The organism is Streptomyces sp. WAC05374 (assembly GCF_004353505.1).
Lineage (GTDB): Bacteria > Actinomycetota > Actinomycetes > Streptomycetales > Streptomycetaceae > Streptomyces.
This window is the reverse complement of record NZ_SMNQ01000006.1, coordinates 196,967-221,154: the sequence shown is the minus strand read 5'-3', so window position 1 is coordinate 221,154 and position 24,188 is coordinate 196,967. Positions and strand designations below refer to the sequence as shown.

Sequence of the window (24,188 nt, the reverse complement as noted above, 5' to 3'; positions counted from 1 at the left end):
CGGCGACGCCTCAGCCGATGTTGTCGACCGCGGCCTTCGCCCGCTGGAGGGTCTGCTGCGCCGTGGCGTCGTTCTTCTCCAGCGTCGTCTTGAGCAACTGGATGATGTTGCGGACCTCCTGCGACGCCGCGTACCAGCGCAGTTCCTTGCCGTGGTACTCGTCCGCCACACCGTCGGCGGCGAAGTCCGTCATCGCGGCCTTGACCTGGGCGTCGCGCGCGGTGATCACCTGCTCCAGGCGCGCGATCACGGCCTGGATGTTCATCTGCGCCTCGGAGGAGGCACCCGTGTCGTACGAACGACGGTCGCTACCCGCAGCAGCCATCAGCAATCAACTCCCCGTGTACGTATCGGTCTAGCGGCCCGAGAAACGCGCCGCGTCGAAGTTCGCCGCCGACATCTGCGTCCGCGCGTTGTCACCCTGCTCCTGGTCACCCGTGCCGAACGCCGACTCCATACCGGACTGGCCGCCCAGGATGGCCGCCAGCGAGCCGTTCAGCGCCGCGGTGATCTCGTCCGAGCGGGACTTGAACGAGTCGAACGCCACCTTGCCGGCGCCGTTGAACTTTCCCTCCAACGGCGCTGCCGCCTGGACGAGCTGACGGATCAACAGGCCCAGGTCATTGCTCGAACCCTGCGACTGGGACATCAGGGTCGACAGAACCTGCGCCCCCATATCGAACTTCATCGGGCTCTCCCCCCGCTGCGATGGACGATCGTATGGATCGAATGTACGACATGCCTATCAACTCACGCGTCGCTCTTGCAATCAGCAATCACAAGGCCGTCACCCTTGTGACGAACACATGACATCACTCGCCCTTCAGGTGCCGAACCAGCCGTTCGAAGTCCTGCCACCCCGACAGGTCCGAGGGATCACCGGGCAGCGGGTAGTACAGCGCCGGGCGGGTTTTGGGCCCCAGCGGGACGGGAGCACGGTCCAGCGGCGTGTTGCGGGCACGGTCACCGGGCATCGCGCGCACCTCCTCCGCGCCGAGCACGAAGGCCAGCGGCACACCCGGCCCCTCGAACCGCGGCGGCACCGCCAGGTCACGCCGCGCTTTGCGGAGTTGTACGAGCATCGACCGCAGGTGGTGGCGGGTGGCGAGCACCTCGGCCGCCCTGGGCACGGCGTCCAGCGGAGGCTCCTCGTCCGGCCCGTAGCCGAACGCCAGGGTGACCTCCTCCTCCACACCCGCCTTCGTACGGCTGACGCGCACGGTGGCCAGGCCCGGCCGCTCCGGGGAGCCGACCACCACCAGCCACGTCGGCTCGGGCGCCCGCTCGTGCGCCACGTCCGTCAGCCGGCGCAGCGACCACGGCAGGTTGGCCGGCTCCGCCGTGCCCCACCCGGCGGGCGCCTCACCGGTCAGCTCGCGCCACACCGCCTCCAGCGCGCCGCCCAGCACCAGCCGGTCGTCCGCCGGGTGGACCGTCCGGAACGTCACCGCCAACTGCCGCTCCCCGCTGTCCCCGACACCCTCCTGGTACGTGGCGGCCACCCGGGCGCGCGGTTCCTCGTCGGTGGAGTCGTCCGCCGCGACCGGGAAGAACATCCCCTCCCGCCACGCCAGCACCGCGCCGGAGAGCCCGTCGTAGTAGCCGTCCCGCTCGTCCTGCACCACCCAGCGCGACGGCCAGGCGGACAGGGCGGACCGTACCGCCGGGGAGAGCGTCGTCCCGGCCGGGCTGACGATCTGGAGCCCCAGCCCGCCCTCGCCCGCCGCCCGGAACGCGTCCGCCAGCCACGCCGTCATGGCCACCACGGGACGGTCCTGGATGACGACGGCGACCTTGTCGGTGAGCACGTCCACGGCGGGCTGCGCGGCGGCCGGCACGGGCGCCACGCCCACCCCGTCCGACGGCACCACGCCCAGCGACCGCGCGGCCTCCGGCGGCCAAGCCGAGCCGCCCCCGAGCGACACCAGCCGGGCCGCGAAGGTGCCCGCCAGCCGCTCCGCCTCCGCCACCCCGGTCGTCGCACGGGCCTCGGTCCACCAGAACGGCACCGGCGGCGCCGCCGCCCCCAGCAGCCGCTCCGCCTCGCCCGCCACCTGCACCAGCAGCGGCGCCTCGACGGAGACCAGCGGCCGGCCCTCCTCGTCGCAGAGCTGGACGACGGCGTCCTCGCCGGTCGTCCGCACCAGCTTGTCGGGCCCGCCGGAGAGCAGGCCGGCGAGCACGCTCCACGCGTCGGGCATGCGCGGGGTGAGGGCTATGACGTCCTTGGTCATGGGTCCGTCCGGTCCTTCGTCGTCTTGATGAGGTCCCTCGCCGTCACGGTCCGGGCCTTCGCCGTCCTGAGCGGGGCCTTCGCCGTCATGAGTCGGGGGTGTACACCGTCTGGATCAGACGGTTCGTCTGGCCGCGCCGGATGAGGACACCACGGCCCGGCGGCTGCTGCGAGGCGTAGACGCCCGGGAAGAGCTGCCCCTCGCTGCGGTCGCCCGCCATGAGGATCGCCGACGCGCCCGACTCGCGCAGGCCCTGCACCAGCGGCTCGTACATGCCGCGCGAGGCGCCCGCGACACGGCGTGTCAGGACGAAGTGCAGGCCGATGTCGACCGCCGAGGGGATGTACGGCAGGAACGGCGCGAGCGGCGCCTGCCCGGCCGTGGTCAGCACGTCGTAGTCGTCCACGAGCACCACGATCCGCGGGCCGCTGCCCCAGCTTCCCGGCTCCAGGTCCTCCAGTCGGGCGCTCTCGTCGGGCAGCCGCTTCTCCAGCTCGGTGGCGATACCGGCGGCCAGTCCCCCGCACAGCTTGGCGTTGTACGCGTAGCCGCCCAGGAACTCCTCGGGCACCACGCCCCGCAGGCCCCGGCGGGGGTCCATCACGGCGAGGACCAGCTCGTCCTCCCCGTACCGCTCGATCAGCCCGCCGGCGATCGTCTTCAGCAGGTTGGTCTTGCCGCACTCGCTGTCGCCCATCACCAGCAGGTGCTGGTCGTGCTCGAACAGGTCGAGCAGCACGGGCGCCAGCGCCGTCTGGTCCAGGCCGATCGGCACCCGCTTCGGCTCGGCGACCGGCCCGGGCAGCAGGCGCGGCTCCAGCACGTGCGGCAGGACCCGCACCGGCTGGGCGACCTCGCCGCTCCAGGCCGCCCGGATCTGCCGGGCGGTGCGCTCCAGGACGGCGCCCAGCTCGGTGGCGTCGGACAGCCCGTCCGTGCGGGGCAGGGCGGCCTGCGCGAACAGCTTGCCGTCGGTGAGGACCCGGCCGGGCTCGTCGGGCGACAGGGTCTCGGCGAGCTTGCGGTCGACGCTGGTCTCGGTGGGGTCGTTGAGACGCAGCTCGACCCGGGTGCCGAAGTAGGACTGGGTGGCGATGCGGACGTCGTTCCAGCGGAGCATGCCGGCGACGACGTGGATGCCGTACCCGCCACCGCGCTTGAGGATGTCGACGACGGCGTCGTCGAGCTCGTCGAAGTCGTCGCGCAGCGCGCCGAAGCCGTCGATGACGAGGACGATCTCGGCGGAGGCGAGCTGGGGCAGCCGACCCGCCGCGTGGAGGGTGCGCAACTGCTCGACGGAGTCGATGTTGTGCTCGCGGAACAGGTCCTCGCGGGCCGCGAGCATGTTCCGCACCTCTTCGACCGTGCGGGCGGCCCGCTCGCGGTCGGCGCGCCCCGCGACGCCGCCGACGTGCGGCAGCCCGGTCAGCGCCTGGAGGCCGCCGCCGACCAGGTCCAGGCCGTAGACGCCGACCTCCTGCGGGGTGTGGGTGAGGGCCAGCGACAGGACGAGCGTACGGAGCAGGGTGGTCTTGCCGGACTGCGGACCGCCGATGACGGCGGCGTGGCCGCCCGCCACCGTCAGGTCCAGGTACCACTGGCCCTGCCACTGCTTCGTCGGGTCGTCCAGCAGGCCCAGCGGCACCTGGAGCGGGCCGCGGCGCCCGGTGAGCTGCATGCCGCGCGGGCCGGCCTGGAGGGGGCCGGCGACCTGGTCGAGGGCGACCGCGGCGGGCAGCGGCGGCAGCCAGATGCGGCGCACCGGGTCGGTGGGCGCGTTCTCGAGCTGCTCGACCATCACGCCCAGTTCGGTCGGGCCGGTCTCGCGGCGCCGTACCGTCGCCGCCTCCTGCGGGCCGGACTCCTCGGACTGGCCCAGGGTGTTGTACGCCTCGTACTCGAGGGCGAGCGGACCGGTGTCCTCGTCCTCCGCGCGCCGCACCGGGCCGCGGTAGGCGCCGGAGACGTAACTCGCCTTGAACCGCTCGTAGTGGCTGGTGTCCACCTTGAGGTAGCCGAAGCCGGGCAGCGGCGGCAGGTGGAAGGCGTCGGTGGTGTCCAGGACCGTGCGGGACTCGTCGGCGGAGAAGGTGCGCAGGCCGAGGCGGTACGACAGGTAGGTGTCCAGGCCCTTGAGCCGGCCGCCCTCGATGCGCTGGCTGGACAGCAGCAGGTGCACGCCGATGGAGCGGCCGATGCGGCCGATGGACAGGAACAGGTCGATGAAGTCCGGCTTGGCGGTGAGCAGTTCGCCGAACTCGTCGATGACGATGAACAGGTGGGGCAGCGGTTCCAGGTCGGGCCGCTTCTCGGCGCGCAGCGCCGCGTAGTCGCCGATGTCCGCGACGTTGCCCGCCTCCTTGAGGACCTGCTGGCGCCGCTTGACCTCGCCCGCGAGGGAGGCGTGGACGCGCTCGACGAGGCCGGCCTGGTTCTCCAGGTTGGTGATGACGCCGGCGACGTGCGGCAGGTCCGCGAAGGGCGCGAAGGTCGCGCCGCCCTTGTAGTCGACGAGGACCAGGGCGAGGTCCTCCGGCGGGTGCGTGGCGACCAGGGCGAGGACGAGCGTGCGCAGCAGCTCCGACTTGCCGGAACCCGTCGCGCCGACGCACAGACCGTGCGGGCCCATGCCCAGCTCGGAGGACTCCTTCAGGTCGAGCAGCACCGGCTCGTGGGAGTCGCTGATCCCGATCGGTACGCGGAGGAAGGCGCGCTCGCCGCGCGGCGCCCACAGCGTCGCCAGGTCCAGGCGTGCCACGTCGTCGATGCCGAGCAGGTCGGCGAAGTCGACCGGTCCCGACAGCGGGGCGTCGACCATCGACTCGGCGGACAGCCGCAGCGGCGCCAGCATCCGGGCGAGGCCCTCGGCGAAGGGCACGGACACCTCGTCGACCGTGCCGTGGGCGCTGACCGGCTCCTCCTGGCGGAGGTCCTCGATGACCACCTGGTCGCCGTCGACCGTGATCCGCACGCCGACGTGGCCCGGCTCCTGGACGCGCCGCTCCAGCAGGTGCAGGACAGTGACTCCCATCTCCCGCAGGCCCACCGCGTCGTCCGGGCGCGGCAGGTCGACGGCGTCCTCGCCGTGCCCGTCGGTGACCACGAGCAGGCGGGACGACATCGACAACGCGTCCTTGCCGGACAGGCCGCGCCGCACCTCGGCGGCGTAGGAGGCGCGGCGGCGCAGCTCGGGGCCGAGCTGGCGGGCGAGCTGGGGCGCGGAGGGCGCGATGCGGCGGGCGGCGACGGGTCCGTCGAACTGATCGGTGTCGAGCAGGTGCGGCATCCACTTGGCCCACTCCCAGTCGGCCAGCCGGTCGCCGGGCACCGCGAGCGCCACGCCCACGTCGTCGGGGGCGTGCAGGGCGGCGGCCTGGACGAGCAGGGCGCGGGCGACGCGCAGGCAGTCCTCGCGGGGCCCGACGACGCTGATGTTGCCGACCCGGTCCAGCGGGACGGTCAGCGGGAGTTCGGTGCCGGTGCGGAAGCGGTCCATCAGCGCCGACGCCTCGTTGAGCATGAACCGGTCGGGCGGGGTGAGCACGGACGAGCCGCCCTGGTCGGCGATCCTCAGGTCGCGCACCGGCATCTCGCCGGTGCCCACGCGTACGCGCAGGAAGTCCGCGTCGAGCCTGCGCCGCTCCCACAGCCGTGCCGGGTCGCGGACGATGTCGTACAGCGCGTGCGGCGGCGGGTTGAGGACGTCGGCGCGCTCCCGCCGCTCGCGCTCCTCGCCGGACAGCTCCTCGCGCAGGTCCTCCAGGTACGCGAGGTACGCCTCGCGCTGGGTGCGGCGGGTGCGCTGGGCCTTGCCGCGCTGCGAGAAGACGAGCACGAGCGAGCCGATGATGGTGATGACCAGGATCAGCGCGCCGAGCGCGGCGAACTGGCTGTTGCGGACGACGGTCATCATCACGACGGACGACATCACACCGGCGACGGGCAGCAGCGACATCGCGATGTTGCCGCCCTTGCCCTCCGGGAGGTTGGGCGGCGCCTCGATGGTGCGGGCCTCGGGGGCGGCCGGGGGCCGGGTGGTCCTGGCGGGGCGGTGTATCAGGCGGGTGCTCATCGTTGTGCCTCGCCTCAGTGGCGCTTCTGGGAGAGGTGGAAGACGTCGGCGGCCAGGCGGGTGGCGGCCTGCCGGGTGGGCTGGGCGAGCAGCTCGGTACGGATCGGGCCGCCGGCGGCCAGGTGCCGGTCGTAGGGCAGAACCTGGACGCTCGCCCCGGTGGACGCGAGCTTCTCGGCGGCCTTGCCGACGTCCAGCCCGGTGTGCGGCACCAGTTCGGTGAGGACGACGACGGTGCCGGCGATGACGTGGCGGGGCAGCCCCTGCATCCACTGGAGCACCGCGTACGTGCTGGTGATCCCCTCCAGCGTGGCGGGGGCCGTCAGGACGCGGGCCTGGGCGGCGGACAGGGCGACGCGGGCGACCTCGGCGGGCAGGGTCTCGCAGTCGACGACGGTCACACCGAAGTAGCGGCGCAGCGCCACCATGACCCGCTCGTAGGCCCGGGTGTCGAGCATGGCGCCGATCTGGCCCTGACTGCCGGGCAGGAGCCAGGCGTTGTCGGGGAGCTGGACGAGGTAGCCGGTGATGTCGAGCAGCGACATCTGCGGCTCGACGATGCCGGCGACGTCGCCGGTGGTCCACCGCAGGGTCTCGGCGCCGAGCCGCAGCGGCAGTGACCCGAGCGCCGGGTCGGCCTCGACGAGCAGGACCGGGTCCTGGCGGTAGTGCGCGTACGTGAGGCCCAGCAGCGCGGCGACCGTCGACTTGCCCGCCCCGCCCCGGATGGACGTCACGGCGATCTGCCGCCCGGTCGTCACGGGCTGCTGGAGCGTCTCGGCGGTACGGGTGGTCTCGGCGACCTCCCGGGCGGCGGAGGACGAAACGGTCCGCCGCAGCACCCGCGCGGCCCGGGTGGCGAACCCCTCCCCGTGGCGCGGCTTGCGCCCGGCGGCGGCGAGCCCCTTGTCGACGACGGGGCGTGAGTCGGGGGTGGTGGGGGTGGCGTGGGTGGTTCGCGTGGCGGGGGTGGCGGCGGTGGTTCGCGTGGCGGGGGCGGCGGCGGTGGTTCGCGTGGCGGGGGCGGCTTGGTGCTGGGCGTAGGCGTGTTGGGCGGGTTGGGTCGGCTGGGGGTGCGCGGGGGTGGGCTGGGGGTGCGCGGGGGTGGGCTGGGCCACGTGGGGCTGCTGGGGCGCGGGGGGCTGGGCCTGGGCGGGCGCCGGCGGGGCCTGGGCGGGCGCCGGCGGGGCGGGGGCCTGCGCGGGCGGGACCTGCGGCGGGACGTGTGCCTGCGCGGGCGGGACCTGGGGCGGGACGTGTGCCTGGGCCTGGGCCTGCCGCTCCTGGGCCGCCTGGGTGAGCCGGGCCTGGGCCTGGGCATCGTCGGTGGCCGGGTGCTGGGCCTGTGGCGCCCGCGCACCCGCCGCGGTGCCAGGGGCCCCGGGGGTGGCGGCCGTGCCGGGGGCCGGGCCCTCGGGGTCCTCCTGCGGCGTGGCCCGCCGGGCGGCGCCCGCGCGCAGATCGCGCAGGACGTCGCCCTGCCAGTTGTCTCCGTTCGGCATGTCTGCCTTTCTTCTCCCGCCCTGCCGCAGAACTCAGAACTTGTTGAGCAACTGTCCGTACACGCCGAACACACCGACCGCGAGCGGGAAGAGCCCCACCATGCCGATGGATTCGACGAGGTCGGCCATGCGCCGCAGCCGCACCCGCACGTGCTCCGGCGGCTGGACCGCCAGCACGACCAGCGGCAGCACCGCGGCCGCGCACAGCACCGTGAGCGGTCCGGCGCCCCCGGCGTGGTCCATCCACAGCATGACGAGCCGCACGACGAGGCACGCCGCCGCCGTGAAGAGCGCCACGACCTCCGCGACCAGCGGGAAGGCCCGTGCCCGGGAGAGCAGCACCACGGCGGTGACCGACGGCAGGACGACCGTCCAGATGGTCGGCCGGTCCGCCAGGGTGAGCAGCCAGCCGCCCGCGGCCGCCGACAGCGCGGTGACGATCGTCGCGAGGGCCAGGCCCCGGTGCGTGGCCGCGAGGGCGTTGCCCACCTGGTGACGGCTGACGGACACCCCGCCCGAGCGGCGGTCGTCGAGCGCGGTGAGCCCGGACGCCATCAGGGCGAGCCGGGGCAGCAGGCCGAGCAGGACCACGGAGAAGACGGCCATGACGGCGCCGAGCCTGGCGCGGTCGTCCTGGACGGCGGCGACGGCCTCCCAGACGAGCGTGATCCCGGCGGTGGCCCCGGCGCCGATGAGCCCGCCCCGGCCGAGCGGCGAGAAGTACCCGAGCATCGCCAGCGTGACGGCCAGCGCGCCCGCGACGGCCGCGAGCCGCACGGCACCGGACCAGTCGTGCGCGTCGGCGGCGGTCCACGCGGTGAGGACGCCGAGGCTGCCGGCGGCGAGCAGGAGCGCGGTGGCCAGGCCACGGTTGCCCTTCCCGATCCGCGCGACGAGCGCACCGGCCACCAGGAGCAGGAACGTCACGGCGGCGAGCGCGCCGGCCAGGGCGTCGAGCGCGAACTCCCGGCGCGCCAGAAGCGCGGCGGTCACCGCGAAGGCGACCGTCGCCACACCCGCGCCGGCCCGGCGCGCGGCGGGGCGCCAGCGCCACGCCTGGAGGTCGAGGTCGTCGGCCACCTGGTCGGTGACGTCGTGCACCACGGGAGCGGGCGGCGCGGAGTGGGCCCGGACGAGCCGGAGGACCGCGCCGTCGGCGATCTCGGCGGACGCGAGCGTGCTGTCGTGCGGCAGCGCCGAACCGTCGGACGTGATGAGCTGGCGCGTCATCGGCCGTGAGGCGGCCCGGTCGTCCAGCAACTGGAGGATGTCCGGCAGCAGTTGGCCGATCGGCGTGTCAGAAGGCAGGACGATGTCGGCCCGGCGGCGCTCGCCGACCAGGGTCACCCGGCTCAGTTGCGCCCGGGAAGTCGTTGCTGTGCTCACCACTTACGGGAACCTATCATCGCGGCGTCGGGAACATTCGGGGCCATTTCGACCGGTCTCGATGTCTGCACTGCCAGCGTTTCCCCCATTCCCTTTACGGGAGCTACTGCGAACTCTTTCCGGAATCCCCGGACTTCTCCGGCTTCTCCTGATTCTTCGCCGTCCCGGTCGGCGCGGGCTTCGCCGGCTGCTCGTACCGCTGCTCCTGCTTGCGCTGCTCGGCCTTCTGCTTGGCGAGCGTGTGCTGGAGGAAGGACCACCCGACGCAGCCGGCGCACAGCACGGCCGCGATGGCGATGCCCGCGAACACCTTCCCGAGCCGCTCGTCCGCCGTGCGCCGCGCCCGCTGCGCGCCGAACAGCAACGCGTCCCGCATGCGGCGCCGGCGTACGGCCACCGACTCCAGGAGCTGGCTGTCGTAATCCCGTGCCATGCGTCGTCCGTCCCCCTTGCTTTGCCTCCGCAACATAAGGCATCGGCGACTGGCCAGTACACCCCAGGGCGGTACCGGCGGCCCGTGCGGTGGCGCCCGCCGCCGAGCGGGCGGAGGCTGGACAGCGAGAACGCGAGAACCACCGTACGGACCGCTCAGAGGGCAGAACGCATGATCCAGTCAGCAGACATCCGCGAGTGGCGCAACCACGACGTCGTGGACCCCAAGGGGCACAAGATCGGCGTGCTGGAAGCCATCTATGTGGACACCACCACCGACGAACCGGCCATGGCCACCGTCCGGACGGGGCTGCCGACACGGCAGCGGCTGGTCTTCGTCCCGCTCGACGAGGCGGTCGTCGGCCCGGACTACCTCAAGGTGTCGCACCCCAAGGGAGAGGTCCGCAAGGCCCCGTCCATCGGCACGGACGACGTGCTGCTCGCCGAGAGCGAGGCCGGGATCTTCCAGCACTACGGCATGGCCTACCAGCCCGGTGCCGGCGGCGAGCGGAAGCTCGCGCGCCGCTGACCCGCCGGCCCACCCCCGGAGGTGCCACCCCATGGCGATCTTCCTGTTCCTGATCATCGTCGCGATCATCCTCGGTCTCATCGGCGCCGTCGCGGAGGGGCTGATGTACCTGCTGATCATCGGCATCGTCGTGCTGGTGATCGACGTGCTCTTCTTCGCGTTCCGCTGGTCCCGGCGCTCCCGCAGCCGGCCGCTCCGCTAGGCGGGGGCGCCCCCGCCCGGCGGAACCGTACGGCGTTGGGCGGGGGCGCCCCCGCCCGGCGTCGCCGTCCGGCGCACCATCACCCGGCCGGCCGATCGGCCGTGGGCGGCCGGGCCGGGGCGTCGAGAGCGGTGATGGCCCCCGCGGGGCAGAACCCCACGGCCTCACGGGCCGCCCTGGTGGCCCGTCCCGGGGGCGGTACGGCGGCCAGCAGCCGGACCCGGCCGTCCTCGGTGTCCTGGTCGAACACCTCGGGGGCGGTCAGGGCGCACATGCCGGAGCCGACGCAGCGGTCGCGGTCGACGCGCAGTTCCATGACGTCACGCCTCCCCGTGCGTGGCGCCCGCGTCCCAGGTGACGGGCAGCCGCTGCACGCCGTAAATGCTCGCGGCGGTGCGCAGCGGCACCTCCTCGGGCGGTACGGCCAGCCGCAGCGACGGGAAGCGGGTGAACAGCGCCGGAAGGGCGACCCGCAGTTCGACGCGTGCCAGTTGCTGGCCCAGGCACTGGTGGATGCCGTGGCCGAAGGCCAGGTGCCCGGTGGCCTTGCGGCCCAGGTCGAGCGTGTCGGGGTCGGCGAACCGGGACGGGTCGCGGTTGGCGGCCTGGAGGGAGAGGGTCACCGTCTCGCCCGCCCTGACGATCTGCCCGTCCACTTCGACGTCCTCCAGCGCCACCCGGGCCCCGGTGTGGGCGATGGTCAGGTAGCGGAGCAGTTCCTCCACCGCCTGATCGGCGATGGCGGGGTCGGCGCGCAGGGCGGCGGCCTGGTCGGGGTGGCTCAGCAGGGCGAAGGTGCCCAGCCCGATCATGTTGGCCGTGGTGTCCAGTCCGGCGCCGAGGAGCAGGCTGCCGACCCCGGCCAGCTCCTCGTCGGTGAGGTCCGTGCCGGTCAGGTCGCTGAGCAGGTCGTCGGTGGGGCGGGCCCGCTTGTCCAGGGCCAGTTCGTGGACGAACTCGGCGAGGCGGGTCATGGCCTCCATCTGGTGCTCCGGGCTCGCCTCCGGGTCGAACATGGCGGCGGCGCGGCTCTTGAAGACCTCGCGGCCGGTCTCGGGGACGCCCAGCAGTTCACAGATCATCAGGGCGGGCACGGGGTGCGCGTACGCCTCGACCAGGTCCACGGCCGGGCCGTGGCGCTCCATGGCGTCGAGGTGCTCGGCGGTGATCTGCTCGACGCGGGAGGTCAGTTCGCGCATCCGGCGCACGGTGAACTTGCCGGCGAGCAGCCGCCGGAAGCGGGTGTGCTCGGGGGCGTCCATGCCGGTCATGTCGCCGACGGGTGCCGGGGGCAGCGGGCCGTCGGGGCCGCCGGGGAAGGGGTAGTGCATCAGCTCCAGCCGCGAGCTGAAGCGGGGGTCGGCCGCGATCGTGCGGACCGTGGTGTGGCCGGTGGCCAGCCAGCCGATGTGGCCGTCGGGGTAGCTCAGCCGGGTCAGCGGCTGGTGTTCGCGCAGCGCGGCGAGGCCGGCGGGCGGGTCGAAGGGGCAGCCTTCGGGGCGGTCGACCGGTAAGGGGGCGGGTTCCTGACGCATGGTGCTGTCCTCCAGGGGAGTGTCGGTCGGGCGGGGTGTCAGCGGACGGTGCCGCGGTGGAACACGGCCCGGGCCCACAGGTAGCCGGCCAGGCTGAGGCCGGCGCACCAGGCGAGGGCGACGAGCCCGCTGTTGCCTATCTCCGTGCCCATGAGCAGGCCGCGGAGCGTCTCGATGGCGGGGGTGAAGGGCTGGTACTCGGCGAACCAGCGCAGCCCGGTGGGCATGGAGTCGGGCGGGACGATGGCGCTGCCGAGGAAGGGCAGGAACGTCATCGGCATGGGGATGTTGCTGGCCGTCTCGAGTGTCCTGGCGACCAGGCCGATGCCCGCGGACAGCCAGGTCAGCGCCAGGGTGAGCAGGGCGAGGACACCGGCGGCGGCCACCCACTCGACCGGGGTGGCGTTCGGCCGGAAGCCCATGAGCAGGGCGGCGCCGATGACGACGGCGATGCTGACCATCGTCTGGATGACGCTGCCGACGACGTGTCCGGTCAGGAACGACGCGCGGGATATCGCCATCGTGCGGAAGCGGTTGACGATGCCCTCGGTGACGTCGACGCAGACGGAGACGGCGGTGGCCACGGCTCCTGAGGTCGCGGCCATCAGGATGACGCCCGGGGCGACGTAGTCGATGTAGTCGGTGCCGCCGGGGACGGTGGGGCCGATGCCCGTGCCCAGGGCGCCGCCGAAGACGTACGTGAAGAGCAGCAGGATGATGAGGGGCATCACCACGACCGAGACGGTCATGGACGGGTAGCGCAGCGCGTGTTTCAGGTTGCGCCGCAGCATGGTCCCGGCGTCCCGGGCGGCGTAGGAGAGCGTGGTCATCGGGCGCTCCCGGTGAGGGTGAGGAAGACGTCGTCGAGGTCGGGCGTGTGGATGGTCAGCTCGTCGGCCTCGACCGACGCGCCGTCGAGGATGTCGAGGACGGCGCGGAGCGTCGGCACGCTGCCGTCGCTGGGAATGTGCAGGGTCAGGGCCTCGTCGTCCCGCTTGGTGGCGGTGAAGAGGGCGGCGGCCGACTCCAGCCGGCCGGGGTCGGCGAACCGGAGCCGGATGTGGCCGCCCGGGATGCGGCGCTTCAGCTCTTCGGCGGTGCCTTCGGCGACGAGGTGCCCGCCGTCCAGGACGGCGATGCGGTCGGCGAGCTGGTCGGCCTCTTCCAGGTACTGCGTCGTCAGGAAGATGGTGACGCCCCGGTCGTCGACCAGGCCGCGGATGATGTCCCACATGGTGCGGCGGCTGCGCGGGTCGAGCCCGGTGGTCGGTTCGTCGAGGAAGATGACGCGCGGGTCGCCGACCAGGGTCATGGCGAGGTCGAGCTTGCGCCGCATGCCGCCGGAGAAGGTGGCGGCGGGCCCGGTGGCCGCCTCGGTCAGGTCGAACCGCCGCAGCAGCTCGGTGGCGCGGCGCCGCCCTTCGCGGCGGGACAGGTGGTGCAGGTCCGCCATGAGGAGCAGGTTCTCCTCGGCGGTGAGCAGGTTGTCCACGGCCGAGAACTGCCCGGTGACGCCGATGGCGCGGCGTACGGCGTCGGCCTCGCCGACCAGGTCGTGGCCCGCGAGCCGGGCTTCGCCGGCGTCGGCGGGGACGAGGGTGGAGAGGATCTGGACGGTCGTGGTCTTGCCGGCGCCGTTGGGCCCGAGGAGCGCGAAGACGGTGCCTTCGGGGACGTGCAGGTCGATGCCGTCGAGCACCACCTTGTCGCCGTACGACTTGGCCAGTCCGGTGGCGGTGATGGCCGGCTCGGTCGCCGTGCGCACGGCCCCGGGCGGGGAAGTACGCGCGGACGCGTGCGTGGCCGCGGGCCCGGACAAGGGCGTGGTCATGGTGGGTCCTGTCTCTGGTGGTGGGTGGGCATGGGGGATGGTCAGGGGCGGCGGATGATGATGGCGCCGACGCCGGCGCGGGCGCGCACCTCGACGGTGTCGGGGGCGTCGCCGGGGCCTTCGGCCGGTCCGAGGGCGTTGTGCACGCTGCCGAAACGGGTGTGGACGTCGAGCCAGGCCGCGGTGGTCTCCGGGATGACCACCTCAAGGTCTCCGGTGGCCGCCTGGAGCACGACCTGTCCGCGCGTCACCTCGCCGATCCGGATGCCGCCGTTGGCCGACTTGGCGTCGACCCCGGCGCGGGCGACGCCCACGGAGATGCGGCCGTTGGAGGAGTTGGCCCGCAGGTCACCGGTGACCTCGCCGAGGACGGTCTCGCCGTTTCCGTTCCGTACCGTCGCCGAGCCCGCGACCTCGCCGACGTCGACCCGGCCGGCCCCGGCGATCTCGGCGTCCCCGGCCGCGCGGTCCAGCCGGATGTCGCCGTGGCCCGTCTTGAGGTTCACGTCCGCCGCTTCGGCCACCTGGATGTCGCCGTAGGAGGTCTTGAGCCGGCAGTCGCCGAGGCGGCCCTCGCAGGCGAAGTCCGCCATCGGGGAGGTGCCCTCGACGCGGGAGCCGGCCGGCACCTCGACGCGCACGTCGATGGACCCGCTCCGGCCGAAGAGGGAGCGCTTCTTGGGGCCTTTGATCACCAGCGTGCCGTTGGCGAAGGTCACCGTCGTCTGTTCCGCCACCCGTACGTCGGCCGACTCGGCACTGTCGGTCGGCAGCACTTCGACGACCGTGTCCGTGCGCTCCCCCGCCGTGATCCGCGCGAGGCCGATGTCGAACTCGAGGGTGACGGAGATCGGTTCGGGCGTGTCGAAAGAAGGCATGGCTGTCCCGTCCTCATGGCTGTGGTGGGTGTTCTCGCCGGCGGAGCGGTGGGCGGTGGCGGGTCGGTGAGGGGCGGCCGGCGAGGGAAGGGTGGTGGGCGGCCGGGCCGGTGGGGCCGTGGGCCGTGGAGGTGGACGCGGGGGGGCTAGCGGACCCAGCCCGTGTAGCCCTGCTGGCCCCGGTGGCGGCTGCGGCCGGGGCCGCGGTCGGACGCGCCCGGCTCCAGGGCGGCGGCGACCGCCCGGACCAGCCAGGCGTTGACCGACAGTCCCTCCTGGACCGCCGCGTCCTCCACCCGGGACTTGAGGTGCGCGGGGAGGCGGAAGTTGATCCGTGCCGTGCCACCCTCGGCACCGTCCGCCGGCACGGCCGGCGCGGCCGGAACCGCCCCGACCGCCGGAACCGGCGGCTCGGCGGGCCCGGCCATGGCGGCCGGCGGGCCGTGGTGCCCGGCGGCGTCCTCGTACCCGACCGGGACCGGCGGGGGCGTCACCACGAACTCGGGGTCCAGCCCTCGCAGGCGTACGTCGACGGAGCCCGGCGCGAGGTCCTGGGTGACCTCGTCCATGGCGGCCGACAGTGCGTTCAGCAGCGCCAGCCGGGCGGCGGACTCCAAGGGCGCGGTGAGCCGCTCGGCCAGGGCGCGGGCGTCGTCGCCACCGGCATCGGCCGCCACCGCGAGCTGCTGCCGGAGATGTTCGACGTAGGGCGTGAGGTCCATAGCATCATAGTGGCACCATCATGGCGCCACCGCAAGCCCCTGTGGCGCCATGATGGCGCCATCTTGACACCCGCACACCGGAAGGTGGCGCCACAGCGGCGCCGGGACGCCACCATTCGGTGCCGCACCCGGGCGCGGCCGTGCCTTGGCGCACGGTGGTGCCGTTGTCCGGGGTACGGCAAGCCGACACCGGACCACCCATCGGAAAGAAGCCCATGACCAGGACCCGCCGCGCCACCGCCCGTATCGTCGCCACCACCGCCGCCACCGCGACCCTCGCGCTCGGCGGCGCCGCCACCGCCCAGGCGGCGGCCGCCGACCCGCTCAGCGGCCTGACCGGCAGCCTCGGCGGAGGCCTCCTCGACAGCGCGTCCGGCCCCCTGGGCAGCGTGACCGGCCCCCTGGGCGGCGCCACCCACCTCGCCTCCGCCGGCGGGGCCTCCGGCGCCACCCAGCTCGCGACCGGGCTGCTCGCCCCGCTCACCGCGCTCAAGTAGCGGGCGCCTCGGCACCGCACGGACGGGGCCGCGACCGGGAGGATTCTCCGGTCGCGGCCCCGCACACGTACGGACGGGCGGACGGTCAGCAGCCGCCCGCGGCCGTCGCCGGACCGCCGCCGATCGTGAGGACGGCCGGACTCCCGCAGCAGCCACCGCCGTTCGCCGCACCGGACGCGCCGGACGCCTCGGGCTCGTCGAAGAGTCCGGCGCCGCCGCACACGCCGGTCTCCGGGAGGGTGAGCTCGACGCGTTCGGCGGCCTCCCGGTCGCCGGCGAGGGCGGCCGCCACCGAGCGGACCTGCTCGTAGCCGGTCATGGCGAGGAACGTCGGCGCCCGACCGTAGGACTTCATGCCGACCAGGTAGACGTCCTTCTCCGGGTGGGCCAGCTCGTTCACGCCGTGCGGGTACACCGTGCCGCAGGAGTGGACGTTCGGGTCGATCAGGGGCGCCAGGGCGGCGGGGGCCTGGAGGCGCTCGTCGAGGCCCAGGCGCAGCTCGGTGAGGAACGACAGGTCGGGGCGGAGCCCGGTCAGGACGAGGACCTGGTCCACCGGGTCCAGGCGGCGGCCGTCGTCGCCGACGAGCACCAGGCCGCCGCCGGGCGCCCGCTCCACCGCCTCCGTGCGGAAACCGGTGACCGCGCTCGCGCGGCCCGTCTCGACGGCCCGCTTGGCGCGCAGCCCGAGGGCGCCGCGTGCCGGGAGCTGGTCGGCCTCCCCGCCGCCGAAGGTGGAGCCGGTGATGCCGCGCCGCAGGAGCCATACGGCGTGCGTGCCGGGCTCGTCGCCGGCGAGGTCGGCGAGCAGGGCGAGGGCGGTGAAGGCGGAGGCGCCGGAGCCGACGACCGCGGTGCGCCGGCCGGCATGGCGGGCCCGTACGGCCGGGTCGGTGAGGTCGGGGACGCGGTAGGCGACGCGGTCGGCGGCGGCGCGCTCGCCGAGGGCGGGGAGGCCGTCGCCGCCGAGGGGGTTCGGCGTGGACCAGGTGCCGGAGGCGTCGATCACGGCGCGGGCGGTGATCCGCTCCTCGCGGCCGTCCGTCCACAGGGTGTGGACGGTGAAGGGCTGCGCCTCGCGGTCCGCGTCCACCACACGGTCGCGCCCCGCCCGCGAGACCCCGGTCACCCGGGCGCCGAAGCGGACCCGGTCGCCCAGGGCCTCCGCGAGCGGCTGGAGGTAGGCGGACACCCAGTCGCCGCCGGTGGGGTACGCGTCCGCCGGGGGCGGCGTCCAACCGGTGGGCGCGAGCAGCTTCTCGGCCGCCGGGTCGACGAGTTCGCCCCACGCCGAGAAGAGCCGTACGTGCGCCCACTCCCGTACCGCCGTACCGGCCGAGGGACCCGCCTCGAGGACGAGCGGCTCCAGGCCGCGCTCGGCCAGGCGCGCGGCCGCCGCCAGTCCGACCGGGCCGGCGCCGATCACGACCACCGGAAGATGCTGTGCGCTCATGACGGGATCTCCCTCGCTGTTTCGACAAACGTCGATGTCCTGGAACCGAGCTTGCCACCTGTATCGACAACCGTCAACATAGACGTATGTCGAATACGGAGAGGGTCGATCTGCCGCTCATCGAGGCGGACGCCGCGACCCCGGCCGCCGCGTCCCCGGTGCCGGCACCGGCACCGGCACTGTCCGCCACGGTGCCCTGCTGCCCGCCGCTGACCTCCGAGCCACTCTCGGAGGAGGACGCGGTCAGGACGGCGGCCATGTTCAAGGCCCTCGGCGACCCGGTACGGCTGCGCCTGTTCTCCCGCGTGGCGTCGCACCCGGGCGGCGAGGCGTGCGTGTGCGACATCTCCGACGTCGGCGTCTCGCAGCCGACGGTCTCGCACCACCTGAAGAAGCTCAGGGACGTCGGCCTGCTCACCTCCGAGCGGCGCGGGACCTGGGTCTACTACCGCGTCTCGCCGGGCGTGCTCGCCGCCATGGCCGCGATGCTCACCACGGGTTCGCCGGAGCCCGGACGTGCCGGGTGAGCCCGCTCAGCCGCCGCGCGGCGCGTACATGATGACCGCCATCCCGGCGAGGCAGACGAGCGCGCCGGCGACGTCGAAGCGGTCGGGCCGGTAACCGTCGGCCACCATGCCCCAGGCGAGGGAACCGGCGACGAACACCCCGCCGTAGGCCGCGAGGACGCGCCCGAAGTTCGCGTCGCTCTGGAACGTGGCCACCGCCCCGTACAGCCCGAGGGCGACCACTCCCGCGCCGACCCAGATCCAGCCCCGGTGCTCCCGGATGCCCTGCCACACGAGCCAGGCACCCCCGATCTCGAGCAGCGCGGCGACGGCGAACAGGGCGACGGAGCGGGCGACGAGCACGGCGACGGGTCCTTCCGGTAGCGGGGGCTCCAGCTTCCCCCGCCCCCGCACGCACCGAACGCGCCCACCGCGCCGAACCCACCCACCGCACCCACCGACCAACCCAACCCACCGCACCCCCCGCACCCACCCACCGGCCGACCCGGCACACCGAACCCGCCAATCCCGGACCGCCAGGCAACGCGGCGGCCGTTCGCGCCCTCTTCCCGCTCGGCAACCCAATCCCCCACGAAGGGACGCATGGTGGTTACGAGCAACGCGAGACGAGCGACCCTGGCGCTCACGGCGATAGGCGCCGTCATGGTGCCCGTGCTCCCCGCACAGGCCGCGCCGGCACCGGCCCCCGTCGATCTCCGGGCGGACGTCGACCGTGACGGGCGGGTCGACGTCACGGGCGCGACGGACACCGCCGGCGAGGACACCTGGACGGTGGCCAGGGGCGCGGTGTTCCTGCCCAACATCGACGACGACACCAAGCGGTGCCCGACCGCGGGCCCGGGCGGCAAGCCGCTGCCCGACGCCAAGCTCGCGGCCTGCAACGACGCCCTGGACGCGGTCATCAACGGCACCGCCGACCTGGCCGACCTGGCCCGCGTCCGCTCCGTACCGATGACGCGCCTGCCCGCCACGGCGACCGGCGCCGTGAGCGTCCCGGCCGGCGGCAGGTACATGCGCGTGTTCGTCAAACGCGCCACCGGCTGGGCCCATGTGACCGGCAAGACCCGGCTGACCGCCGCCGAGCTGCGCGCCGGGGTCGAGTTCGGCGTCGAGAGCACCGACGTCGTACGCGACAGCAAGGTCTGGGACGGCCGCGCGGTGCTCCGCCTGACCGTGACGACACCCGGCGGGCCGGCCACCGCGGACGACCTCACCCTCCGCGTCGCACCGCTGCTGACCCACCATCACCTCCAGAACACCCAACAGGTGATGGTCACCAAGGTGCCGGGCAAGGACTACTACGCGCGCCGCCAGCAGGCGTTCGTCAACGGCCTGGCCAAGGAGGTGAAGTCGGCCGGCATCGCCCAGCCGCTCGTCACCTTCGACAAGTACCAGGACATATGGGCGCAGGACTTCGTCGAGCCGGGCTACGTGAGCATGACCGGCCCCGACGGGCGCCGCCAGGTCATCCGCGTGATGCTCCGCTCGGCGCAGCCCGACCGCGAGGCGGGCCGCGAGCTGTTCGAGAAGATGCGCGGCAACGGCGTGGGCGTCGTCCAGGTCTCCGGGGTCCGCGACTCGGAGGAGTGGACCCTCAACTCGATGGGGAACCTGGAGACCATTCCCCCCTACGCGCACGGCGGCAAGACCTTCCCCGCCGGGCGCATCATCATGGGCGAGCGCAAGGACGACGGCTCCAGGCCCGCACGGGCGATGCGCACGCTCCTGGCCTCACAGGGGTTCCAGGACCCGCTGTTCCTGGACACCTCCTGGCTGCACGTGGGCCATGTGGACGAGTTCGTCCAGTTCCTCCCGGCGCCGGGCACCCCGCGCGGCTGGAAGCTCGGCATCGCCGACCCGGACGCCGGGATGAAGCTGCTGCGCGACGCCCAGAAGGCCGGGCACGGCAAGACGCGCATGTTCTCCGTGCCGGACTCCGAGGAGCGGCTCGCCCCCACGGAGACCATCGACCAGGCCCTCGCCTCCAAGGAGCTGGTCGCCGACAACGCCCTGGCCGCCCAGCGGATCAAGGCCAACCTGGCGGTGCTCCAGCGCGAGACCGGTGTGACGGACGCCGAGGTCGTGCGCGTACCGGCGCTGTACACGCGGGGCAAGGAGCAGGTGGGCGAGCGCGGCGAGCGCGTGCCGCGCCTGTCGCGGCTGGGCGCCGGTGAGGTGCCGAAGGCGGTCGGCGAGTACGGCCAGCAGAAGGACCTGATCCGGCGCGACGGCCGGGCGGCGGGCCCCGGCACCGTCATGACCAGCGCGTACGTCCCCGGAGCGGTCAACGGCATCCTGCTCGGCCGCGACCGGTACCTGGCCCCGCGCCAGTGGGGTCCGGTCATCGGCGGCAAGGACGTCTTCACGGCCGCCGTGACCGCCGCCTACACGGGCGCCGGGATGAAGGTGTCGTACATCGACGACTGGGAGACGTACCACCTCGGCATGGGCGAGGTGCACTGCGGCACCAACACCCTGCGGGACGCCTCCGCCGCGTGGTGGAAGCGGTAGACAGCGGGGAGCATGGGTGATGTGCCCATGCTTGTCGGAACCTCGGGGTGGCAGTACGCGGACTGGCGCGGCGTGCTCTACCCGGCCGGACTGCCGCAGCGGCTCTGGCTGGAGGAGTACGTCCGTCACTTCGCGACCGTGGAGAACAACAACGCCTTCTACCGGCTGCCCTCCACGGAGGTCTTCACCGCCTGGCGGGAGCGGACCCCCGACGGGTTCGTGATGGCGGTGAAGGCCAGCCGCTACCTGACGCACATCAAGCGGCTGCGCGACCCCGAGGAGCCGGTGCAGCGGCTGATGAGCCGCGCGGAGGGCCTCGGCGCCCGGCTCGGCCCCGTCCTCGTGCAGCTCCCGCCGACCCTCCGCGAGGACACCGCCCTGCTGGAGGACTGCCTGCGCCGCTTCCCCCGCACCGTCCGGGTGGCCGTGGAGCCGCGCCACCCCTCGTGGTGGGAGGCGGAGCGGGAGCTGCGGGCGGTTCTGGAGCGGTACGGCGCCGCCCTGTGCTGGGCGGACCGGGGATCACGGCCGGTGACACCGCTGTGGCGCACGGCGCCCTGGGGGTACGTCCGGTTCCACGCCGGTGCCGCCCGGCCGTGGCCGCGTTACGGGCGCCGGGCGCTGGAGTCCTGGGCGGGGCGGATCGCCGCCGCGTGGGCGGACCAGGACGACGTGTACGCGTACTTCAACAACGACCCGGGCGGTGCGGCCGTCCGGGACGCGGCCGTGTTCGCGCGGGCGGCGGGCGCGCTGGGCCGGACGGTGACGCGTACGCCCACCCGGCTCAACGCCCCTCCGCCGGAGTGATGTTCAGCAGGTCGAGCGCCTCCTCCCAGGGGAACCCGCCCGCCGCGAGGTGGTCCGGGTCGTGGGTGCCGACGCGGACGCCCATGTCGCGCAGGGCCTCCAGGCTGCGCCGGTAGGCGGGGTGGGCGGCCTGGGCGGTGCTCAGGCAGGGCAGCACGGCCGTGGGGACGCCTGCGCCGTACGCCTCGCACAGGATGCCCAGGGCGAGGGTGTCGGAGATGCCGGCCGCCCACTTGTTGACGGTGTTGAAGGTGGCCGGGGCGACCGCGATGGCGTCCGGGTCGGGCAGCGGGCGCGGGTCGCCGGGGCGACGCCAGGCGGACCGGATGGGGTAGCCGGTCATGGCCTCGACGGCGGGGGCGTCGATGAAGCCGAGGGCGTGCGGGGTGGCGACCACTCCGACGTCCCACCCGCGCCGCTGGGCGGCGGTGATGAGCGTGCCGACGTCACCGGCGACCCCGGCCGCGCAGACCACGACGTACAGGAAGGGCTTGGTGGGCTTCGGGGGCTGTTCGGGCACGGCAACTCCGGTTCTGCGCGGGCGAGGTGGACCGGTGGCCCGATCCGTGGTGTACGCCGATGGTGGCGCAGTGCGCGCGGCGCGCGGTAGGTACCCTGAGCCCGTCGCGGATTCTCCTCCCGTTCCGCCGGCGTCGGTTGGGTTGACGGATCGATCGGAATCAGGCAGGTGCACAGGGTGCTGGTGGCGGATCGGTACCGGTTGGAGTCGCCCATCGGCCGCGGTGCGATGGGCGAGGTCTGGCGCGCCACGGACGAGGTGCTGGGCCGGCCGGTGGCCATGAAGCTTCTGCTCGGGGACGACTCGGACGCGCAGACGGCGGCCCGGTTCCGGCTGGAGGGGCAGACGGCGGCCCGGCTGAGCCACCCGCACGTGGTCGCGGTGTTCGACTTCGGGGCGTGGGAGGGCCGCTTCTACCTGGTCATGGAGTTGGTGGAGGGCCGCAGCCTGGCGCAGGAGCTGGCGGCCGGGGGGTCGCTGCCGGCGCCGCGGGTGGCCCAGGTGGCGGCGCAGACGGCGGCGGGGCTGGCGTCGGCGCACCGGCAGGGCATCGTGCACCGGGACATCAAGCCCGGGAACCTGATGTCGGACGCGGACGGGACGGTGAAACTCGGGGACTTCGGGATCGCCCGGTTCGTGGACGACCCGGCCGCCGCGCTCACCCAGGCCGGCCAGATCGTCGGCACCAGCCTGTACCTGGCTCCGGAGCGGGCGCTGGGGCAGCCGGCCGGCCCGGCGTCGGACGTGTACTCACTCGGCTGCGTGCTGTACCAACTCCTGACGGGACGCCCGCCGTTCCACGCCGACACCGCGACGGCGATCCTGTACCAGCACATCGACACCGTGCCGGTGCCGCCGCGGCGGCTCGGGGCGGACGTGCCGCCCGCCTTCGAGAACTACCTGCTCGGGATGCTCGCCAAGCAGCCGGAGGAGCGGCCCTCCGCCCAGGAGGTCGCCGACTGGTTCGCCTCGGGTGCCTGGCAGGGGCGTGCGCAGTCCCTGCCGGACCCGGCCCCGCACGCGGGCCGTCACGTGGGCGGCGGCCCGGGCCAGGCGCCCGTGCGGGCCGCCGCGTCCGGTCCCGTACCGCCCGCGCGGCCCCGGGCGGCGGCCTCCCGTCCCGGTGGCGGGCCGCTGCCGGCGCCCGCACCCGGGCCGGCGCCCGCGGAGGGCGGGACGGCGACCACGTACATGCTGCCGAACGCCCCGCGCCAGGGGCGGGGCCGGCGTGCCGCGCCCGCCCCGCACGGCACCGGCGGGGCGCGGGAGTTCGTCAGGCGGCGGCCCCGGGTGGCGAGCGTGATCGCCGGGACCGTGGCCTTCTTCGCCGCCGTGCTGATCGGCATGGCCGTGTTCTCGCCGGACACCACCTCGGCGGAGACACCTCAGGTGGAGATCGGGTCGACGCCGGACACGCTGAGCGGGGACGGCGGGAACTGACCGCCGGGGCCCCGCCCCGGCCCCGGCCCCTGGAGCGGTACGGCACGCCTCACACGTCGGTCGTCTCCGGCATGTCCCCCACCGTCCGGCTCATGTCGATGACCGAGAAGGTCGCGCCCTGCGGGTCGCGCAGCGAGGCGAACCGGCCGAAGGGGGTGTCCATCGGCCCCCACACGGCGGCCCCGCCGCGCTCGGCGGCCCGGGCCACCGCCGCGTCGCAGTCGTCGACGCCGAAGTACACGTTGATGTACGGCGGGTGGTCGGGCGGGAACTCCGGCCCCATCTTCATCCGGCCCAGTACGGGGTCGTCGCCGACGTGGAAGACCCGGAAGTCCATGCCGTCGGGCGTCTCCATCGTCTTCGCCCGGTACGGGAAGACGGCGGGGAAGAAGGCGTCGGACTTCTCCGGCTCACGGGTGAAGACCTCGGCCCAGCAGAACGCGCCGTTCTCGCCCATGGCCTGGAAGCCCTCGTGCGTGCCGGGCTGCCACACCCCGAAGACGACTCCGCCGGGGTCGCGGGCCAGCACCATCGAGCCGAAGTCGCCGACCTGCATCGGCCCCATGAGGATCTCGCCACCGTTGTCGCTGATCTTCCGTGCCGTGGCCGCCGCGTCCGGGGAGGCGAAGTACAGGCACCAGGCCGACTGCCCCTCCGCCCCGGGCATGGGCGGCACGACGGCGGCCACGGCCTTTCCGCCGGAGTACGCCTCGGTGTAGTTGCCGAACTCCGACGACGCCTCGCCGAAGGTCCAGCCCAGCACATCCCCGTAGAAGCTCTTCGCGCCGTCGACGTCCGTGAACATCGCGTCCGCCCAGATCGGCGCGCCCTCGCGTTGTACCGCCATGGTTCCGTCCCTGTTCCGCTCGTGCGTACCGGTGGATATGTGGTCCGATTTGTCACGCTAGCGAGCGATACGCCGGTGCGCTCGCCGAAACGAACGGAGACAAGATGGGAAAGTCGGCGGAAGGTGGACCCCGGCGCATTGACGAGGTGTCATAATGCGAACGTAGCCCATCGTGCATCCCCCGTCGCGATGGGCTACATCCCTGTCCGGGCCCTGTCCGGGCCCTGTCCGGGGATTGCAGCACGGCGGTCCGGGGATGCCGG

24 protein-coding genes are annotated in these 24,188 nt (G+C 73.8%); 7 read left to right on the top strand and 17 right to left on the bottom strand.

What is annotated here, in order from left to right:
* Window positions 1–10: 10 nt before the first annotated feature.
* The 7 genes from E2B92_RS15130 to E2B92_RS15100 all read right to left on the bottom strand — a co-directional run bounded on the left by E2B92_RS15130 (window position 11) and on the right by E2B92_RS15100 (window position 9,627).
* The gene (locus tag E2B92_RS15130) at window positions 11–325 is read right to left on the bottom strand and encodes a pore-forming ESAT-6 family protein (protein WP_126886296.1); all 315 of its coding nucleotides are present in this window, start codon (window positions 323–325) and stop codon (window positions 11–13) included.
* A gap of 30 nt (window positions 326–355) precedes the next feature.
* Window positions 356–688 (bottom strand): hypothetical protein, encoded by a 333-nt coding sequence (locus tag E2B92_RS15125; protein WP_126886298.1) that lies wholly within the window; start codon window positions 686–688, stop codon window positions 356–358.
* Between the two features lie 124 nt (window positions 689–812).
* Window positions 813–2,234 carry a DUF6177 family protein gene (locus E2B92_RS15120; protein WP_126886300.1) on the bottom strand — a complete coding sequence of 474 codons (1,422 nt, stop codon included), beginning with the start codon at window positions 2,232–2,234 and terminating at the stop codon, window positions 813–815.
* Between the two features lie 85 nt (window positions 2,235–2,319).
* On the bottom strand, window positions 2,320–6,306 hold the full coding sequence (eccCa, locus tag E2B92_RS15115; RefSeq protein WP_126886302.1) for a type VII secretion protein EccCa: 3,987 nt from the start codon (window positions 6,304–6,306) through the stop codon (window positions 2,320–2,322).
* Window positions 6,307–6,320: 14 nt separating this feature from the next.
* A complete protein-coding gene (locus tag E2B92_RS15110; protein WP_200840164.1) occupies window positions 6,321–7,808 on the bottom strand; it encodes a MinD/ParA family ATP-binding protein in 1,488 nt (495 codons plus the stop codon).
* A gap of 33 nt (window positions 7,809–7,841) precedes the next feature.
* Window positions 7,842–9,197, bottom strand: coding sequence for a type VII secretion integral membrane protein EccD (gene eccD, locus E2B92_RS15105; protein WP_126886304.1), 1,356 nt, complete (start codon window positions 9,195–9,197; stop codon window positions 7,842–7,844).
* A gap of 100 nt (window positions 9,198–9,297) precedes the next feature.
* Window positions 9,298–9,627, bottom strand: coding sequence for a hypothetical protein (locus tag E2B92_RS15100; RefSeq protein ID WP_126886306.1), 330 nt, complete (start codon window positions 9,625–9,627; stop codon window positions 9,298–9,300).
* A 171-nt stretch (window positions 9,628–9,798) separates the two neighbouring features.
* On the opposite strand from E2B92_RS15100, the gene E2B92_RS15095 reads away from it, so the two are divergent.
* Both E2B92_RS15095 and E2B92_RS32985 read left to right on the top strand, forming a co-directional pair.
* The gene (locus E2B92_RS15095) at window positions 9,799–10,155 is read left to right on the top strand and encodes a PRC-barrel domain-containing protein (RefSeq protein ID WP_126886308.1); all 357 of its coding nucleotides are present in this window, start codon (window positions 9,799–9,801) and stop codon (window positions 10,153–10,155) included.
* A gap of 31 nt (window positions 10,156–10,186) precedes the next feature.
* Window positions 10,187–10,357 carry a hypothetical protein gene (locus E2B92_RS32985; protein ID WP_185923626.1) on the top strand — a complete coding sequence of 57 codons (171 nt, stop codon included), beginning with the start codon at window positions 10,187–10,189 and terminating at the stop codon, window positions 10,355–10,357.
* 79 nt (window positions 10,358–10,436) lie between these two features.
* Here E2B92_RS32985 and E2B92_RS15090 read toward each other — a convergent pair whose 3' ends face one another.
* From E2B92_RS15090 to E2B92_RS15065, 6 genes are all read right to left on the bottom strand, one after another.
* Window positions 10,437–10,673, bottom strand: coding sequence for a ferredoxin (locus E2B92_RS15090; protein WP_126886310.1), 237 nt, complete (start codon window positions 10,671–10,673; stop codon window positions 10,437–10,439).
* Window positions 10,674–10,677: 4 nt separating this feature from the next.
* Window positions 10,678–11,892 (bottom strand): cytochrome P450, encoded by a 1,215-nt coding sequence (locus tag E2B92_RS15085; protein WP_126886311.1) that lies wholly within the window; start codon window positions 11,890–11,892, stop codon window positions 10,678–10,680.
* A 38-nt stretch (window positions 11,893–11,930) separates the two neighbouring features.
* Window positions 11,931–12,722, bottom strand: a complete 792-nt coding sequence (locus E2B92_RS15080) for an ABC transporter permease (protein ID WP_126886313.1) — start codon at window positions 12,720–12,722, stop codon at window positions 11,931–11,933.
* Window positions 12,719–13,723, bottom strand: a complete 1,005-nt coding sequence (locus tag E2B92_RS15075) for an ATP-binding cassette domain-containing protein (RefSeq protein WP_126886315.1) — start codon at window positions 13,721–13,723, stop codon at window positions 12,719–12,721. Before E2B92_RS15075 ends, E2B92_RS15080 begins: the two co-directional genes overlap by 4 nt.
* Before the next feature lie 41 nt (window positions 13,724–13,764).
* Window positions 13,765–14,601, bottom strand: coding sequence for a DUF4097 family beta strand repeat-containing protein (locus E2B92_RS15070; protein ID WP_126886319.1), 837 nt, complete (start codon window positions 14,599–14,601; stop codon window positions 13,765–13,767).
* 146 nt (window positions 14,602–14,747) lie between these two features.
* Window positions 14,748–15,323 (bottom strand): hypothetical protein, encoded by a 576-nt coding sequence (locus tag E2B92_RS15065; protein ID WP_133087560.1) that lies wholly within the window; start codon window positions 15,321–15,323, stop codon window positions 14,748–14,750.
* A 215-nt stretch (window positions 15,324–15,538) separates the two neighbouring features.
* Here E2B92_RS15065 and E2B92_RS15060 point away from each other — a divergent pair, with 215 nt between their 5' ends.
* Window positions 15,539–15,820, top strand: coding sequence for a hypothetical protein (locus tag E2B92_RS15060; RefSeq protein WP_133087559.1), 282 nt, complete (start codon window positions 15,539–15,541; stop codon window positions 15,818–15,820).
* An 85-nt stretch (window positions 15,821–15,905) separates the two neighbouring features.
* Here the strand turns inward: E2B92_RS15060 and E2B92_RS15055 are convergent, their stop codons facing one another.
* Entirely contained in the window at window positions 15,906–17,273 is a 1,368-nt protein-coding gene (locus E2B92_RS15055) for an FAD-dependent oxidoreductase (protein WP_126889521.1), read from the bottom strand.
* Between the two features lie 86 nt (window positions 17,274–17,359).
* On the opposite strand from E2B92_RS15055, the gene E2B92_RS15050 reads away from it, so the two are divergent.
* Window positions 17,360–17,800, top strand: coding sequence for an ArsR/SmtB family transcription factor (locus tag E2B92_RS15050; protein WP_126889520.1), 441 nt, complete (start codon window positions 17,360–17,362; stop codon window positions 17,798–17,800).
* 6 nt (window positions 17,801–17,806) lie between these two features.
* Here E2B92_RS15050 and E2B92_RS15045 read toward each other — a convergent pair whose 3' ends face one another.
* Window positions 17,807–18,142 carry a YnfA family protein gene (locus E2B92_RS15045; protein ID WP_126889519.1) on the bottom strand — a complete coding sequence of 112 codons (336 nt, stop codon included), beginning with the start codon at window positions 18,140–18,142 and terminating at the stop codon, window positions 17,807–17,809.
* Window positions 18,143–18,382: 240 nt separating this feature from the next.
* On the opposite strand from E2B92_RS15045, the gene E2B92_RS15040 reads away from it, so the two are divergent.
* Complete coding sequence (locus E2B92_RS15040; RefSeq protein WP_126888577.1) at window positions 18,383–20,311, top strand: protein-arginine deiminase domain-containing protein; 1,929 nt, start codon at window positions 18,383–18,385, stop codon at window positions 20,309–20,311.
* A 21-nt stretch (window positions 20,312–20,332) separates the two neighbouring features.
* Window positions 20,333–21,118 (top strand): DUF72 domain-containing protein, encoded by a 786-nt coding sequence (locus E2B92_RS15035; protein WP_126888576.1) that lies wholly within the window; start codon window positions 20,333–20,335, stop codon window positions 21,116–21,118.
* Here E2B92_RS15035 and E2B92_RS15030 read toward each other — a convergent pair.
* The gene (locus tag E2B92_RS15030) at window positions 21,096–21,638 is read right to left on the bottom strand and encodes a flavoprotein (RefSeq protein ID WP_126888575.1); all 543 of its coding nucleotides are present in this window, start codon (window positions 21,636–21,638) and stop codon (window positions 21,096–21,098) included. The genes E2B92_RS15035 and E2B92_RS15030 overlap by 23 nt on opposite strands.
* 177 nt (window positions 21,639–21,815) lie before the next feature.
* On the opposite strand from E2B92_RS15030, the gene E2B92_RS15025 reads away from it, so the two are divergent.
* The gene (locus tag E2B92_RS15025; protein ID WP_185923743.1) at window positions 21,816–23,078 is read left to right on the top strand and encodes a serine/threonine-protein kinase; all 1,263 of its coding nucleotides are present in this window, start codon (window positions 21,816–21,818) and stop codon (window positions 23,076–23,078) included.
* A 49-nt stretch (window positions 23,079–23,127) separates the two neighbouring features.
* Here the strand turns inward: E2B92_RS15025 and E2B92_RS15020 are convergent, their stop codons facing one another.
* A complete protein-coding gene (locus tag E2B92_RS15020) occupies window positions 23,128–23,925 on the bottom strand; it encodes a VOC family protein (protein WP_126888574.1) in 798 nt (265 codons plus the stop codon).
* Window positions 23,926–24,188: the final 263 nt, after the last annotated feature.